We start from the raw sequence: 15,726 nt of genomic DNA, 5'->3' as shown, positions 1-15,726 counted from the left end.
TGTCGTTCTCCTATTCCGCGGCTTGAAGCGTGGTCGGGATGGGTGCGAAATCCTCCCGGAAGTGCTTCAATGCGCTGAGCACCGGGTAGGGCGTGAAGCCGCCGAGCGCGCAGAGCGAGCCGAATTTCATGGTGTTGCAGAGGTCTTCGACCAGCGCGAGGTTTTCGGCCACGCGCTCGCCGCGCATGATCTTCTCGATGGTCTCGACGCCGCGGGTCGAGCCGATCCGGCACGGCGTGCACTTGCCGCAGGATTCGACGGCGCAGAATTCCATCGCAAACCGCGCTTGCCTGCGCATGTCGACGCTGTCGTCGAACACGACGATGCCGCCATGACCGATCAGGCCGTCGCGCGCCGCGAACGCCTCGTAATCGAACGGGGTGTCGAACAGCGCGCGGGGGAAATAGGCGCCGAGCGGGCCGCCGACCTGCACCGCGCGGACCGGGCGTCCCGTCAACGTGCCGCCGCCGATGTCGTCGACGAGCTCGCCGAGCGTCACGCCGAACGCGGTCTCGAACAGCCCGCCGTGGCGGATGTTGCCGGCGAGCTGGATCGGCATCGTGCCGCGCGAGCGGCCCATGCCGAAATCGGCATAGGCCTTGGCGCCTTCGGCGAGGATGAAGGGGATCGCCGCGAACGACAGCACGTTGTTGATGACGGTCGGCTTGCCGAACAGGCCGTGATGCGCCGGCAGCGGTGGTTTTGCGCGCACGAGGCCGCGGCGGCCTTCGAGGCTCTCCAGCAGCGCGGTCTCCTCGCCGCAGACATAGGCGCCGGCGCCGACGCGCACTTCCATGTCGAAGCTGCTGGTGGAGCCGCCGATCCTGTCGCCGAGATAGCCGCCGCGCCTGGCCGCCACGATGGCGGCGTTCATCGCCTCGACCGCATGCGGATATTCGCTGCGGATGTAGACGTAGCCTTTAGTGGCGCCAACGGTGATGCCGGCGATGGTCATGCCCTCGATGACGAGGAATGGATCGCCTTCCATGATCATGCGGTCGGCGAAGGTGCCGCTGTCGCCTTCGTCGGCGTTGCAGACGATGAACTTGCGGTCCGCTTTTGCCTGCGCGACGGTCTTCCACTTGATGCCGGTCGGAAAGCCCGCGCCGCCGCGGCCGCGCAGGCCGGACGCCGTGACGTCGTTCAAGGTCGCATCAGGTCCGAGCGAGAGTGCGCGCTCAAAACCCTTGTAGCCGCCATGGGCGCGGTAGTCGTCGAGCGAACGCGGATCGATCACGCCGCAGCGGGCGAAGGTGAGGCGGGTCTGGCGCTTCAGCCAGGGGATCTCGTCGGTCGCGCCGAGCCGCAGCAGATGCGGTGTGTTGCTGGCGAGCGCGTCAAGCAGGGAGGGTACGTCGGTCTCGGTGACCGGGCCGAAGGCGATCCGACCCTGCGGCGTTGCGACCTCGACCAGCGGCTCCAGCCAGTACATTCCGCGCGAGCCGGTCCTGACGATCTCGACGGCGACGCCGCGCTTGGCGGCGGCCTGTTCCAGCGCCAGCGCGACCTCATCGGCGCCGACGGCGATGGCACCCGCATCGCGCGAGACGAAGAGACGCATGCTCATCGCTGCGCCTCCGCAAGCAGTGCATCGAGACGCTTCTCATTGAGCCGGCCAATCAGGCGGCCGTCGAGCATCGCGGACGGCGCGGTCGCGCACAGGCCGAGGCAGTAGATCGGCTCCAACGTGACGCGATCATCGGGCGTCGTGTTGCCAAGAGAGACGCCAAGCTTCGACTCGGCACGCGCAGCCAGCGCATCGCCGCCCGCGGCCTGGCAGGCCTCGGCGCGGCACAGCTTCAGCACGTGCCGGCCAGCCGGCTTGTGGCGGAAATCATGGTAGAAGGTGAACACACCGTGCACCTCGGCGCGCGACAGATTGAGCGCCTGCGCCACCATGGGAATGGCGGCCTCCGGCACGTAGCCGAATGCCTCCTGCAGCGCGTGCAAGATGACGAGCGTCCCGCCTTCTTGCTTTGCATGTTCGGCGATGATCTCGGCGCCGTGCGTTTCGTCCCAAGGCTCGTAACAAGGCTCGTAGCAAGGCTCGTGAAGCGTTGTCATTCTTCGTTCTCAACCTGAGCGTTTCTCCCTCGCAAACTATTTGGAATCGTTCGAAGATCAATAAAGCTGTCTCATGCTGCGATTGCGAATTCAGATCGATCTGGAAGTGCAATCGATCGATACGGGAATGCAATTAATCGCGTTCCGCTTGCTGGTTTTTCCGTGTTGGTAACGACCTGCCGTGCTAGCTTGCATGCCACGACAGAATTCGAAGGGACGACCGGTTGATCGACAAGCTTGAACTGTTGCTGGCGCTGGCGAAGGAGCGGCATTTTGGTCGCGCGGCGGAAGCCTGCGGCGTGACGCAACCGACGATGTCGACGGGGCTGAAGCAGCTCGAGGAGATCCTCGGCGTGATGCTGGTCCAGCGCGGCTCGCGCTTCCAGGGGTTCACGCCCGAAGGCGAGCGCGCGCTCGACTGGGCGCGGCGGATCGTCGGCGATGCCCGGGCCATGCGCGACGAGATCAACGGGCTGAAGCACCAGCTCTCCGGCGAGATCCGCATCGCCGCGATCCCGACCGTGCTCGGCATGGTCGCCGCGCTGACGACGCCGTTCCGCGCCCGGCATCCCGAGGTGCGTTTCCGCATCCAGTCCACCACGTCATCGGAGGTGCTGGGGCTGCTCGAAAATCTCGAGGTCGATGCGGGGCTGACCTATATCGAGAACGAGCCGATCGGCAAGGTCCGCACCATTCCGCTCTACAATGAGAGCTATCGCCTGTTGACCGCGCCGGACGGAATGTTCGGCGACCGCGAGACGGTGACCTGGACCGAGGTCGGGCAGGTGCCGCTGTGCTTGCTCACGCCCGACATGCAGAACCGCCGCATCATCGATCGCGCGCTCCGCTCGGTCAGCGCGGAGGCGACGCCGACCTTGACCTCGAACTCGCTGCTGGTGCTGTTCACGCACGTCAAGACGGGACGCTGGGCGAGCGTGATGCCGGCCAAGCTCGCCGAGACGCTCGGTCTCTCCGACACGGTGCGTTCGATCCCGATCGTGGACCCCGAGGTCAATTACAGCATCGGCATGGTGATCCCGCAGCGCGATCCGATGACGCCGCTGATCGCGGCACTGGTCAACGTCGCGCGCGAGGTCGCGCCGTCGCTGCAGCTTTAGAGATCTGCTGCGCGACGAGATCAGGCTTGATTGCTGCAACGGAGGTGCGCTCCCTCGCCCGCTTGCGGGAGAGGGTTGGGGAGAGGGTGTTTCCGCGATGGGATTCCCCTAGAGGAGAAAGCCCTCACCCGCGCCTTCGGCGCGACCTCTCCCGCAAGCGGGAGAGGTGTCCGGGCCGCAGTATCGACCGAACGTCAAGCGATTTCGCTCCAGACCGAGCTCTAAGCCGCGGCTGATATCCCGGTCGCCACCTTGACGGCATCGCGCGGCAGCGTCACGCGGACGACGGTGCCGACGTCGATCTTCGAGCGCAGCCGCATCGAGCCGCCGTGGAGCTGCGCCAGCGAGCGGGCGATGGCGAGGCCAAGGCCCGAGCCGTGATAGGTCTTGGTGAGTTGGCTCTCGACCTGCTCGAACGGGCGGCCGAGCCGCGCCAGCGAATGCGGCGCGATGCCGATGCCGGTGTCGGCGATCATCAGCACGATCCTGTCGTCGAGCTGGCGGCTGCGCACCACGACGCGGCCGCCGTCGGGCGTGAACTTCACCGCATTGGACAAGAGGTTGACGATGATCTGCTTGGTGGCGCGGCGGTCGGCGACGACCGAGATGGACTTTGCGATCTCGGCATCCAATGTCAGGTTCTTGTCCTGGGCACGGCCGGTGACCACCCGCAAGGATTCGGCGAGCGTCTGCGACAGGTCGAGCTCTTCCATGTCGAGCTTCATGCGCCCGGCCTCGATCTTGGACATGTCGAGGATGTCGTTGATGACCTCGAGCAGATAATGGCCGCTGGTCAGGATGTCCTGGCAGTATTCCTGGTATTTTTCGCTGCCGAGGTCACCGAACATGCCGCTTCCCATGATCTCGGAGAAGCCGATGATCGCGTTCAGCGGCGTGCGCAGCTCGTGGCTCATGTTGGCGAGGAATTTCGATTTGGTCTGGTTGGCTTCCTCGGCGCGAGTCTTCTCGCGCTGGTACTTCTCGGCGAGGTCGGCGAGCTCGACGGCCTGGCGCTCCAGCGCGGCCTGCGAGCGCTTGAGGTCGATGACGGTGGCGCGCAGGCGCAGGTCGTTGTCGACCAGCTTCTGCTCGTGCTCCTTGATCCGGGTGATGTCGGTGCCGACCGAGACGTAGCCGCCGTCCTTGGTGCGGCGCTCGCTGATGTGCAGCCAGCTGCCGTCGTCGAGCTGCGCCTCGAAGGTGCGGGCGCCGGGGCCCTGGGCACCGGTCTCGTTGTGGCGGGTGCGCACCTCCGGCATGCGGCCGACCTCGAGCACGGTCTCGTAGGAGGTGCCGGGGATGACGGCGGTGTCGGGCAGCTTGTGCAGGCGCTGGAAGTGCGAGTTACAGAGCACGAGGCGGTCGCCGGCATCCCACAGCACGAAGGCTTCCGGAATCGTCTCGATCGCATCGCGCAGGCGCAAATCGGCTTCCACGGTCCGCTCGGCGAGGCTCTTCTGCTCGGTGATGTCGACGGCGATCCCGATCAGGTGCACGCTGGAATCGGTCGCCCCGCGCGTCTTCTCGCAGCGGACGCGGAGCCAGATCCAGTGGCCGTCGACATGCTGCATGCGGAAGGTCTGGTCGATGTGGTCGATCTTTTCCGAGATGAGCTGGTCGGCGATCTCGAACAGGTCGATGTCGTCGGACTTCACCAGCGCGTTGACCTCGCCGAAGGTGAGGAGCTCGTTGCGGCCGTCGAGGCCGAGCATCGAGAACATCGACTGCGACCAGAAGATCCGGCCGCGCGACAGGTCCCAGTCCCACAAGCCGCAGCGGCCGCGGTTGAGCGCGGTGTCGATGCGGCCGCGCACGGCGTCATTGATGAGGTCGCCCTCGCGGGCGCGGGTCGACTGCCAGTGGAAGGCGAAGCCGAGGATCAGGACGACGAAGCCTGTGGTCGCCGACAGCGTCACCGACAGCGCGGCATCCGAGCCCCAGATCGGCTCGTTGCGCTCCTGGATCACGGTGACGAGGCCCGGCAGCGACGCGATCTGGCGCGAGGTCGCCATTGCGGCGTTGCCGTTCGGCAGCGTCATGTCCGAGACGTTGTTGTCGCGCGGCGGCGCCGCGAGCAGCTGCGCGGTGGTGATCGCATCGAGCAGGCGGTCGTTGCCGGCGGGATCGCTATCGATGGGAATGCGGGCGAGGATGCGGCGGTCGATGCCGGCCGAGGTGACGATGACGTGGCGGCCTGTGGCGAGGCCCCAGGAGGGAATGAGATCGGGCAGCAGCGTCGGCAGGTTCTCGATGTTCTTCTGCCGCTCCTGCCGTGCAGAGGTCAGGCGGTCGCTGCGCTCGGCGAGCAGGTCGGCGAGCGCCGAGATATCGTGGCGGATCACCAGCCGCTTCTGACGCGTCTGGTCGACGACCTGCACGAACGCGCCGAGGCAGATCGTGATCAGGAAGGCGATGATGAGCGTCGGCACGGCGCGCCGCAGCGCCGGCTCCGCGATCAGGAGCCGATGATAGGCAGGTTTCGCGATCGATTGCGCCAATCCCTTGATCGAATCGGATTGGACGCACGCGTTCGCGGCGTCTGCGCGCGCCATGCCTTCGGCCCCCTGAAAACCTGCTTGCTACACAGTGCGGAAGCGGCCCCACGTCGCTTCCGAATCAAACCGATTTGAATCCAGTTTGCGCAGGCTGTCGAGAGTCAACGAAACGTTAACGCGAAATAATTCTTATCCAACGCGCAGTTTGCGCATCGCGCGTCCGCAAACTCACGGGGGCGAGGAGTCCGAAACGAGAACGTGTGACTCCCAGCCATCGACATCACGCGCGCGGCGGCTCGGCGTGGCTGATGATGCGCTTCACGCTCGGGAACGCGCGGCGCAGCGCACGCTCGATCGCGTCGACATGCTCGTGCACCTTGATCACGCTCATCGACGGCGCGGCACGGCAGTGGAAGTTGACGATCTCGCCGGCATCGGTGTTGCGGACGCGCACATTGTGGATGTCATGGATCTCGCCGCCGGCGGCATAGTCCGTGAGCGCGGCGGCGATGGTCTGCACCCGCTCCGGCGCGGCGTCGACGCCGAGCGGCAGCTCCGGCTCCAGCGGCTCGATATGGACGTCGACCTCGACGTCCTCGCCGAACTCCTCCTGGATGCTGCGTTCTAACCTGTTGGCGATGTCATGGGCGGCCTCGAGCTGCATCTCGGCATCGACCTCGAGATCGATGCCGACGATCAGCTTGGCGCCCGAATCCTGAATCTTGCCCAGGTCGTGCACCGTGACGTGGTGGATGGCGAGGCCCGAATTGTGCGCGATCACCATAATGCGGTCGCGCACGGTCTCATTGTCGCGGGCGACGGGGACCGGGGTGAAGGTGAGGTCGGCATCGCCGAACGCCTTGTCGACGGCGGCCTGCGCCGCGCGCTTGATCTCCTCGATCCGGTCGATCGGGTAGGTCCGCGGCACCTTGGCGATGGTGTCGATGAAGGTGGTCGCCCCGACCATGCGCACGCGCAGCCGCTCGACGTCGATCACGCCGGGCACACCGCGGATCGCGGCCGTGGCCTTCTCCTGCGCGCCTTCCGGGGCACGGTCGACCAGCGTCTGCACGGTCGAGCCGGCCATGCGCAGGCCGAGCAAAGCGATCATCACGGCGACCGCGGCGGCCGCCGCGGCATCGCCCCACCAGAAGCCGAGGGCGGCGAGGATCAGGCCCACGATCACGGCGAACGAGCCCATCACGTCGGAGGCGAAATGCAGCGCATCGGCGGCGAGCGCCTGGCTTCTGGTCTCCCGCGCCGCCCTGTGCAGCGCGCGGGCGCGCCAGAGATTGACGGCGATGTCGATCACCAACACGACGAAGGGCACCGCCGAGATGGTTGGCGGCGGGGTTCCCTCGCGTAAGCGGCCATAGGCCTCGACCAGAATGCCGCCGGCGAGCACGTAGAGCAGGGCAGTGACGCCGAGCGCGGAAATGCTTTCCAGCTTGCCGTGGCCGTAATGGTGCTCCTCGTCCGCCGGCTTGTCGGAGACCCGCACCACGGCCCAGGTGATGATGGTCGCGATGAGGTCGATCGAGGAGTGCAGCGCTTCGGAGATCAGCGCCAGCGAACCGATCGCGATCCCGACCGCGAATTTCGCCGCCGCCATGCCGCCGCTGGCGAAGATCGAGATCGCCGCGACCGATGTCTTGTTGTGCTGGGATGTCATGGCCGGGATGTAGCAGCCTAAGGCTGAACATCAAGCGACGATCCACAATTGTAGTCGCAAGTGAGTTGCAGGAGCGAAGCTGTTGCGAATGCTTCCGAATTGAATGGTGGCTTGCGCCACTCGTTCGGTCTCGTCGGGTGGGCAAAGCGCAGCGTGCCCACCAAGCGTCAGCGATCGGGGAAGAAGCGTGGGCACGGCGCTGCGCGCCTTTGCCACCCTACGAGACCGAGACCCGAGCGGCGGCTATGGCAGCGTCACCACGATCTTCCCGAGATGCCTGTTCGCCTCCATGTGCTCGAACGCCCTGTCGATGTCGTCGAACCCATAGACCTTGTCGATCGGCAGCTGGAGTTTTCGCGATTCCACCGCGCCCCAGATGTCGTTCCTGACCTCCTCGAAGATCTGACGGACCTCCTCGATGGTGCGGGTGCGGAAGGTGACGCCGATGTAGCTGATGCGGCGCGCCGCATGCAGGTCGAAGTTGAAGTCGGCATGGGTGCCGCCGAGCCGGCCGACATTGACGATGCGGCCCAAAACCTTGGTCGCGGCGAGGTTCTGGTTGGCCACCTTGCCGGAGACCTGGTCGACGATGAGGTCGACGCCTTCGCCGTTCGTCGCCTTCAGCACCTCCTCGACCCATTTGGGGTCGGAGGAGTCGACCGCGAGGTCGGCGCCGTATTCCCTCAGCCGGCCGCGGCGGTAGGCATCGGTCGAGGAGCCGATCACGATCCTGGCGCCCTTGAGCTTGGCAATCTGCATCGCCATCAGGCCGACGCCGGAGCTGGCGCCCTGGATCAGCACGGCCTGTCCCGGCTGCACGCCGCCGACGGTGACGACGGCGTTGTGCATGGTCGCGAGCGCGACGGGGAGGCTGGCGGCCTCCTCGAAATTCATGTTCGAGGGGGCGTGGAACAGGCGGCCGTGATCGGCGAGGGCATATTCGGCGAAAGCCGCGCTGCCCGAGCCCATGATGCGGTCGCCGATCTTGACGCCCTTGGCATCCGGTCCGAGCGCGGCGACTTCGCCGGCCCATTCCATCCCGAGCACGGTGCCGACGCCGCCGGCCGCGCCATGGGCGTGACCCCTACGCATGCCGGTGTCGGCGCGATTGAGGCCGCAGGCGCGCACGCGTACGAGCACCTGCGTGCCCTTAGGTGTTGGTTGAGGAACGTCGGAAATCCGAGCGCCCTCAGGGCCGTAGACGTAAGCCTTCATGCGTTGCCTCTGGTGTCGTGCACGTTGGTTGAGGTGCGGGCGGTGTCGCTTCGCCTCTCCCCGCAAGCGGGGCGAGGGGACATACTTTCGGCGCGGCGCGCGCGGTGTTCAATCACTTCAGCGATCATTCGGCAGCCTGCGCCGCCGGGCTCGCAATCATCCCCTCCAGCCGGCCGCGAATGATGGCTTCCGCTTCGCGGACGATGCGGGAGATCAATTCGGCGCAGCTCGGGATGTCGTGGATCAGGCCCTGCACCTGGCCGGCCGACCAGATGCCTTCGTCCGAATTGCCTGTCGCATAGACCATCTTGCCGCGGGCACCGGCGACGAGCTCGCGGATGTCCTCGAACCTGGCGCCTTCCTTCTCCATCGCGACGACCCTGGTCGAGATCTCGTTCCTGGCGACGCGCGAGGTATTGCGCATGGTACGGAAGATCAGCTCGGTCTCGCGCTCGTCATTGGCGACGATCTTCTCCTTGATGAGCTGGTGGATCGGGCTCTCCTTGGTGGCCATAAAGCGGGTGCCCATGTTGATGCCTTCCGCGCCCAGCGACAGCGCCGCGACGAGGCCGCGGCCGTCGGCAAAGCCGCCCGAGGCGATCATCGGGATCTTGACCTTGTTGGCAGCGGCCGGGATCAGGATCAGGCCGGGAGTGTCGTCCTCGCCGGGATGGCCGGCGCACTCGAAGCCGTCGATCGAGATCGCATCGACGCCCATCCGCTCGGCCGAGAGCGCGTGGCGGACGCTGGTGCATTTGTGCACGACCTTGACGCCGTGCTTCCTGAATTCGTCGACATGCTCCTGCGGCTTGTTGCCGGCGGTCTCCACCACCTTCATGCCGGCTTCGATGATCGCGGCGCGGTATTCGGCGTAAGGCGGGGGCTTGATCGCGGGCAGGATGGTGAGATTGACGCCGAACGGCTTGTCGGTGAGATCGCGGCAGCGCGCGATCTCCCTGGTGAGGTCCTCCGGTGTCGGCTGGGTCAGCGCCGTGATGAAGCCGAGCGCGCCGGCATTGGCCACAGCGGCGACCAGTTCGGCTCGTCCGACCCATTGCATGCCGCCCTGGACGATCGGGTGCTCGACGCCGACGAGCTGCGTGAACCGCGTTTGCAACATGATCTGTTTCCCCCGCCGGTAAGGCGCTCTGTTATCGGTTGATAATGGGAAGGATGCCGCCGGCGTCCGGAAAAGTCTATTGCGCGGGCGTGCGGTGAGGGCGGGGCCTCATGCGGAGGATGAGGGAGATTCCGCGGGGCGGCAATTGGGGTACGCGGCTGCACCTTTGGTGCAAGCTCTTTCCTCGCACTCCGCCGTCATACCCCGCGTAGGCGGGGGATGGATTCACGTTTGAAGTGCAACGGTTGATCTAAGGTCGGAGAATGCCTCGGCGGGTGTCTTGAAGTCCAGGCATTTGCGTGGGGTGTTGTTGAGGCGCTGAACATATCGTCTGAGATCGGCAGCCGTGAGGAGATCGAGATCCGTCTTGCGAGGCAGCGAGCGTCGCAAGCGGCCGATCGAGTTTTCAACGCCGCCTTTTTGCCAAGGGCTGTGAGGATCACAGAAGAAAGTCTGAACGCCGAGGATATCGTGAAGCCGATGGTGCTCGGCAAACTCGTTGCCATTGTCGAAGCTGATGGTTTGGCGCATCGCTGGTGGCAGTTTGCCGAGCTGGCGGGCGATGGCTCGAGCGGTGGGAATAGCTTTTCGGTCAACGGGGCGGTGAACCAGGTTGAAGCGGCTGTGTCGTTCATGGAGAACCATCAGCCCCTGACCGGATCGGGAGAACATCATGAAGTCGGCCTCCCAATGGCCCGGCACCTGGCGGCCTTCGACCTCAATGGGCCGTTCTGTGATCGAGCGCCGCTGTTTTATGAGGCTGGCGGAGCTGCCGCCCCGTCGCCGGCGCCCTCGCATTTTCTTGTGACGGGGCAGCAGACGATACCAGTAATCCTTCTGGGCCGTCCGATGATAGATGAAACGATAGATTGACTCATGGCTAATGATGACGCGACCATGCTTCAGCGCCAGTCGGCCGGCGATCTGCTCCGGCGAATGTCCCATCGCAAGGCTTTTGCCGACGCATCTTCGCAGGTCTGACTGGCGCGCCAGCTTGAAGCGACAATCCCATCGCCTCCGTCGCTCGGCCAATTGCTGGGCGCGGACCGGCTCATACCCGCCGGCCCAAGCCTTCGTCCGCTTGGAATTGCGCCTAAGTTCCCGATTGATCGTGGAAGGCGACCGGCCCAGGGCCGCCGCAATTTGGTTTTGAGATATACCGCCTGCATGCAGGCGGTATATCTCAACGCGCTCCTCAAGGCTGAGCTGGCCATAACATCGTCCCATCGCAACAACACCTTAGCAGGTGTTGCACTTGTTTCGTGAACCGAAGGGGTATCCAGTACGCCGCGGCTTCTCGGCTCTAGCCTGGCTGTCTCTGGAACACCGGATTGCCTGCTCCAGTGCGCAAGCGCGCACAAGGCGGGCAATGACACCGAGTATGGAGCGAACAGCTACTCCGCCGACAGCCGCACCGTTTGCCGGCCGCCGTTCATTTCCTTGAGGCGGTTGACGAAGTTTTCCGGGCGCTGCCAGCGATAGGGCACCTGCAGCCCCATGAACTCGGCGATGTCGCCGATGAAGCCGGTGCAGTTGGCGGTCTCGGCGTTCCAGACCGGCGAGCTCGCCTGCAGCTTCTTGATGTAGGCGAAGACGCGTTTGGCGTCGGCCTCGTTGAGGTACACACGGTAGCTCGCGGTCAGATATTCCGGATCGAGATCGCCGTAGCTCGCGCCGGTCTCGGACGGCACAAAGGTGAGGTGGCCGAGCACGTAGGCAAGCGTGTCGCCGGCGGGTGTGAGCCCTGCGACCTCGACGGCGCGCTCGCTGGTCTTGCCGTACCAGACGAAGGCATGGCCCCAGCTCGCCGCCGTGCGGGCACGGAAGTCGACGTAGTAGGGGCCTTTCTCGGCGCGCGCGACGGGGCGCCGCGATTGCGGCTGAGGTCGCGAGGCGGTGTCGGTCGTGGCAAGCGCATTGGCATCGGCAACGCGCTTGTTCGCTTCATGGGCCGAAGCCGGGGGCATCGTGCATGCGAGCATCGCCGCCAGGGCAAATCCTGCAAGGATGCAGGACCCCGATCGATCAGGTTTGTTCGTCACGCTGTGCCCCTCGACTGTCGGCCGCTTACGCCAGTTCTGCGCGAAATCCGCTGCGCGTCAGTAGCGCGCCGCGACCGGACCGGGCGCCTTGCCGATCGGGGCTTTTCCAACCGGGCTCTTGCCAATCGGCATCTTGCCGATCGGGGCCTGCTCGGCCGGATAGACCGGCACCGGCTGGCGGCGTGGCAGATCCGCAGCGTTTGCAGCCGTCACCAGAGCAAGCGTGGCACCCAGAACAAATACAATCTTCTTCACAGTCATACCCCTAGAAGGTTTGGTCCAAACACGGCGGTGCCGTGCCCCCCAGACACCCCTCACAAAAGGGCGGCCGAATGCGTCCAAGTTGCGGCGCGCGCGGGACATGTTGGCGGCATCTGTCGGGCGTACGGAGATTTGATGTGTCTGGATGTTTCGAGGTAGAGCGCAGCGAAACCCATTGGCCAGTTGCGCGAAGAGAGGGGATGGGTTTCGCTTTCGCTCTACCCATCCTACGCACTTCCGCAAGCAGCGCCGTCACCCGATCCGGTTCAGGCTGTTCCTGATGGTCGAGAAGACGCCGCCGATGTCCTTGCGCAAGGCATCAAGCGCGTTGAAATTGTCGAAGATGCGGGCGAGGCGGTCTTCGGCCTCGCGCTTGCTCTTGGTGAGTGCGTCGACGCGCGAGGCGAGGGTGACATCGCCGTTCGCCTCGATCTCGCCGACGGTTTTCGCGAGCAGATCGCGGGTGGTGCCGACTTCCGCAATCATCGCCTCGATGCCGAACACCGGGGCTTTGAGCGGGACGAGGTCGGCCTGCGATTTCGACAGTTCGGCCTTGAAGGCGCTGAGCGTCGCCAGCGTCTCCTGCAAGGCACTGATGCGCTGGCGCGACTGGAGGACGAAGTCGTTCAGTGCGTTCTGGCGGTCGGCAAGGCTCTTGCCGTCGGTGTCGGTCTCGACCTCGGCAAGCGAGCGCTCGAGCTGGGCCTGGCGCTGGCCGAGCTCCTCGAAGTCGAGCCGGATGGCTTTGAGGATGTTGAAACTGTCGTCGATGCGGGCGAGGCGCTGCTCGATGTCGATCTTGTTCTTCGACAATGTCTCCACACGGCTGCCCAGAGGTGCGCCGCCGCCGGTCTCCAGCTCGTCGATGCTTTTGGCGAGGCGGTCATGGCTGAGGCCGAGCTCGCCGATCAGGGCATCGACACCGGCGTCCGTCGAGCGCAGCGGCACCAGCTCGGCATGGGATTTCGCCAAATCTTCCGTCGGTCTCGAGGTCGTGCAGCGAGCGCTCGAGCTGATTCTGACGGTCGCGGATTTCGGTGAAGACCGGCTCGACCGCGCGGCGCTGATCGGCGACCTTGCCGACCATCTCGCGCAGCGCCTGCTGGCGGCGTCGGATCTCGGCGAGCTGGTCGTGCATGTCGGCGGATTCGTTGCGGCCCTGCTGGAGCAAAGCGCGCTGCTCGGTTTCAGCCAGCTTGTCATGCAGGGCGGAGACGGCCTCGCGGGGATCGCTCTCGATCAGGTGCTGGACGGTGGCGTCGAGATGGTTTTGCAGCGCATGGGCCACGACCGCGTCCTCGCGGGTCTTCCTGAGGCGGTCGCGCAGCGTGCCGAGGCGCCGGTCCTGGCGCGACAGCCGCCAAGCGGTTGCGCCGATCAGCGCCAGCGCGCCGATCAGGATCGTGCCGGTCGCGATGCGTTGCGGCATCGGCAGGCCCGCGAACCAGGCGGGCAGGTGGCCGACATCGTAACCGAACGCCTGCTGGGCGAGAAACGCGACGGCAGCCAGCAGGACGAACCAGGCAACCAGGAAAAACAGCCACATCGTGAATTCCTCACGCCGGCACACAATATCGCCATAGTTGCTATTGGAGAGCGGAACCGAGATCAAGGGGCGGACGGGGCTACCGGGTGGGTTCGGTAGCGCGATCCACGGCTGAATACGTCAGCCGATCGGTGGAGGGGGCGGTGCGGAGCTTGCCGGGTTTTCCCGAGGCCTGAGGGCGTGCCTCGTAGCCCGGAGGGAGCGAAGCGCAATCCGGGTTCTGCGAGCGTCGCGGCGGCCGCCCCGGATTTGCTTCGCTCGATCCGGGCTACGGTGCCGAGTCTGTGGCTACAACCGAAACTCGTTGGTCAAATCGCCGATGCCGTCGATCGCGACGGTCACAATATTCACCGGCTCCTTCATCACGCCGACGCCCACTGATGTCCCGACGGCGATGAGATCGCCGGGGAGCAGGGTCATGTCGTGGGAGATCCTGCTGACCAGCTCCTGCGCGCTGAAGATCATGTCCGAGATCGGGTAATTCTGCCGCTCGGCGCCGTTGAGGATGGTGCGGACCACAAGCTGGGCCGGATCGAGGCCGGTGGCAATGACGGGGCCGAACGGGCCGTAATCGTCGATGCCCTTGGCACGGGCCCATTGCGGGAAGGTGGGGTCGCGGGTCAGGATGTCGTTGGCGGTGATGTCGTTGACGCAGGTGTAGCCGAAGATGAAGTTGTCGGCTTCCGCGGGCGAGACGCGGGCGCAGGTCTTGCCGATGACGATGCCGAGCTCGCCCTCGTAGGTCGTCTTGCCATCATAATAAGAAGGCCGGCGGATCACGGCGCCGGGCGCGGCGATGGTGGTGGTGGCCTTGAGCAGATAGAGCGGCTCCGGCGGCTCGGGCTGGTTGAGCTTGGCCGCGAGCGCGTGGAAATTATTCCAGAGCGCGACGATCTTGCTGGGCGCGCAAGGCGCGAGCAACTCGACCTCGGACAGCGCGAGCGTCTTGCCGGTTGGCGTATTGCGCCCGAACATCTCGCCCTCATGCACGCTGATACCTGACGGCGTCAGGGTGCCGAAGCCGGTGGTGCCGGCATAGCGGAAGCGCAGCCACTGTTTCATCTCGCCAGCCATCACGCCACCGCCAGTGCGCGCGGATCGGATGGCGACGAGACGCCGTCATAGAGACCGGCGATGCGGGCGCGCTGGGTCACCATCGCCAGCACCGAGTCGAGTGCGGGCGTGGCGATGCCGGTGAGGCGGCCCATCTCCTGCACCACGGTGACGAGCGGGTCGATCTCCATCGGACGGCCGCGCTCGAGATCCTGCAGCATCGAGGTCTTGTGCGCGCCGACCTTGCGGGCGCCCTCGATGCGGCGCTCGACGTCGACGCGGAATTTGACGCCAAAGCTCTCGGCGATCGCCTGCGTCTCCATCATGATCGCGCGCGACAGCGCACGCGTGGACGGATCGGTGCAGATCACGTCGAGCGTCGCATGGGTCAGCGCGCTGATCGGGTTGAAGCAGACATTGCCCCACAGCTTGAGCCAGATCTCGTCGCGGATGCGGTCGAGCACCGGCGCCTTCAGCCCGGCGGCGACGAAGAGGTCGGCGAGGCGCTGCACGTCGCCAGTGATCTCCCCTGAGGGCTCGCCGAGCGGAAAATTGTTGCCGTAGACGTGGCGGATCACGCCGGGTGCCTCGATCTCGGTGGCGGGATACACGATGCAGCCGATGGCGCGCTCGGCTCCCAACTCGCGCCACTGCCGTCCGCCGGGATCGATGCTCTCCAGCGTCGCGTTCTCGTACTGACCGCCATGCTTGTAGAAATACCAATAGGGGATGCCGTTGACGGCGGTGACGATGCGGGTGTGCGGTCCGAGCAGCGGCTGCATCTTCTCGATCACGCCGGTGATCGAATGCGCCTTCAGCGTGATGATGATGTAATCCTGCACGCCGAGCTCGGCAGGATCGTCGGTGCAGCGCGGATGCACGGTGTGCTGCTCCTCGCCCGCGAGCAGCGTCAGGCCGCGCTCGCGCATCGCGGCAAGGTGCGCGCCGCGCGCGATGAGGCTGACGTCGGCGCCAGCGCGCGCCAGCTGAACCCCGAGATAGCCGCCGATTGCGCCGGCGCCGTAGATGCAGATCTTCATGAAATCCTCGCGGGAGACCGGAATTTGGGACGAAGGACCCGGTCCGGCGCGGATGGATCCGAGCCGGGGCCGGCAGTCGCAGGGGAGGGGTAGTCGCCCC

At 65.6% G+C, this 15,726-nt stretch carries 14 protein-coding genes; 1 reads left to right on the top strand and 13 read right to left on the bottom strand.

What is annotated here, in order from left to right; genetic code table 11:
• Positions 1 to 10: 10 nt before the first annotated feature.
• Together JJB99_RS25705 and JJB99_RS25700 are read right to left on the bottom strand one after the other, a co-directional pair.
• Entirely contained in the window at positions 11 to 1,567 is a 1,557-nt protein-coding gene (locus JJB99_RS25705) for a formate dehydrogenase beta subunit (RefSeq protein WP_200495052.1), read from the bottom strand.
• Positions 1,564 to 2,064 carry a formate dehydrogenase subunit gamma gene (locus JJB99_RS25700; RefSeq protein ID WP_200495051.1) on the bottom strand — a complete coding sequence of 167 codons (501 nt, stop codon included), beginning with the start codon at positions 2,062 to 2,064 and terminating at the stop codon, positions 1,564 to 1,566. Before JJB99_RS25700 ends, JJB99_RS25705 begins: the two co-directional genes overlap by 4 nt.
• A 224-nt stretch (positions 2,065 to 2,288) precedes the next feature.
• Between JJB99_RS25700 and JJB99_RS25695 the strand changes: the two genes are divergently transcribed.
• Complete coding sequence (locus tag JJB99_RS25695) at positions 2,289 to 3,182, top strand: LysR family transcriptional regulator (protein ID WP_200495050.1); 894 nt, start codon at positions 2,289 to 2,291, stop codon at positions 3,180 to 3,182.
• A gap of 221 nt (positions 3,183 to 3,403) precedes the next feature.
• On the opposite strand, the gene JJB99_RS25690 is transcribed toward JJB99_RS25695, so the two are convergent.
• The 11 genes from JJB99_RS25690 to JJB99_RS25645 form a co-directional block, all read right to left on the bottom strand.
• Entirely contained in the window at positions 3,404 to 5,734 is a 2,331-nt protein-coding gene (locus tag JJB99_RS25690) for a PAS domain-containing sensor histidine kinase (RefSeq protein ID WP_200495049.1), read from the bottom strand.
• A 223-nt stretch (positions 5,735 to 5,957) separates the two neighbouring features.
• Positions 5,958 to 7,349, bottom strand: coding sequence for a cation-efflux pump (locus JJB99_RS25685; RefSeq protein ID WP_200495048.1), 1,392 nt, complete (start codon positions 7,347 to 7,349; stop codon positions 5,958 to 5,960).
• A gap of 243 nt (positions 7,350 to 7,592) precedes the next feature.
• A complete protein-coding gene (locus tag JJB99_RS25680) occupies positions 7,593 to 8,564 on the bottom strand; it encodes a zinc-binding dehydrogenase (protein ID WP_200495047.1) in 972 nt (323 codons plus the stop codon).
• Positions 8,565 to 8,688: 124 nt separating this feature from the next.
• Positions 8,689 to 9,684, bottom strand: coding sequence for an NAD(P)H-dependent flavin oxidoreductase (locus JJB99_RS25675; RefSeq protein ID WP_200495046.1), 996 nt, complete (start codon positions 9,682 to 9,684; stop codon positions 8,689 to 8,691).
• A 225-nt stretch (positions 9,685 to 9,909) separates the two neighbouring features.
• Positions 9,910 to 10,911, bottom strand: a complete 1,002-nt coding sequence (locus JJB99_RS25670) for an IS30 family transposase (RefSeq protein ID WP_200495045.1) — start codon at positions 10,909 to 10,911, stop codon at positions 9,910 to 9,912.
• 167 nt (positions 10,912 to 11,078) lie between these two features.
• A complete protein-coding gene (locus JJB99_RS25665; RefSeq protein WP_200495044.1) occupies positions 11,079 to 11,726 on the bottom strand; it encodes a hypothetical protein in 648 nt (215 codons plus the stop codon).
• 57 nt (positions 11,727 to 11,783) lie between these two features.
• Complete coding sequence (locus JJB99_RS25660; RefSeq protein ID WP_018647766.1) at positions 11,784 to 11,987, bottom strand: hypothetical protein; 204 nt, start codon at positions 11,985 to 11,987, stop codon at positions 11,784 to 11,786.
• A gap of 252 nt (positions 11,988 to 12,239) precedes the next feature.
• Positions 12,240 to 12,959: a hypothetical protein gene (locus JJB99_RS36355; RefSeq protein WP_246774995.1), complete on the bottom strand. Its 720-nt coding sequence runs from the start codon at positions 12,957 to 12,959 to the stop codon at positions 12,240 to 12,242.
• Positions 12,871 to 13,533, bottom strand: coding sequence for a YybS family protein (locus JJB99_RS36350; protein WP_246774994.1), 663 nt, complete (start codon positions 13,531 to 13,533; stop codon positions 12,871 to 12,873). Before JJB99_RS36350 ends, JJB99_RS36355 begins: the two co-directional genes overlap by 89 nt.
• A 288-nt stretch (positions 13,534 to 13,821) precedes the next feature.
• Positions 13,822 to 14,595 carry a fumarylacetoacetate hydrolase family protein gene (locus JJB99_RS25650; protein WP_246774993.1) on the bottom strand — a complete coding sequence of 258 codons (774 nt, stop codon included), beginning with the start codon at positions 14,593 to 14,595 and terminating at the stop codon, positions 13,822 to 13,824.
• Positions 14,596 to 14,606: 11 nt separating this feature from the next.
• The gene (locus JJB99_RS25645; protein ID WP_200495042.1) at positions 14,607 to 15,626 is read right to left on the bottom strand and encodes a 2-dehydropantoate 2-reductase; all 1,020 of its coding nucleotides are present in this window, start codon (positions 15,624 to 15,626) and stop codon (positions 14,607 to 14,609) included.
• Positions 15,627 to 15,726: the final 100 nt, after the last annotated feature.

This window comes from Bradyrhizobium diazoefficiens, from assembly GCF_016616235.1.
Classification (GTDB): domain Bacteria; phylum Pseudomonadota; class Alphaproteobacteria; order Rhizobiales; family Xanthobacteraceae; genus Bradyrhizobium; species Bradyrhizobium diazoefficiens_H.
This window is presented reverse-complemented; position numbering and strand designations above follow the sequence as displayed.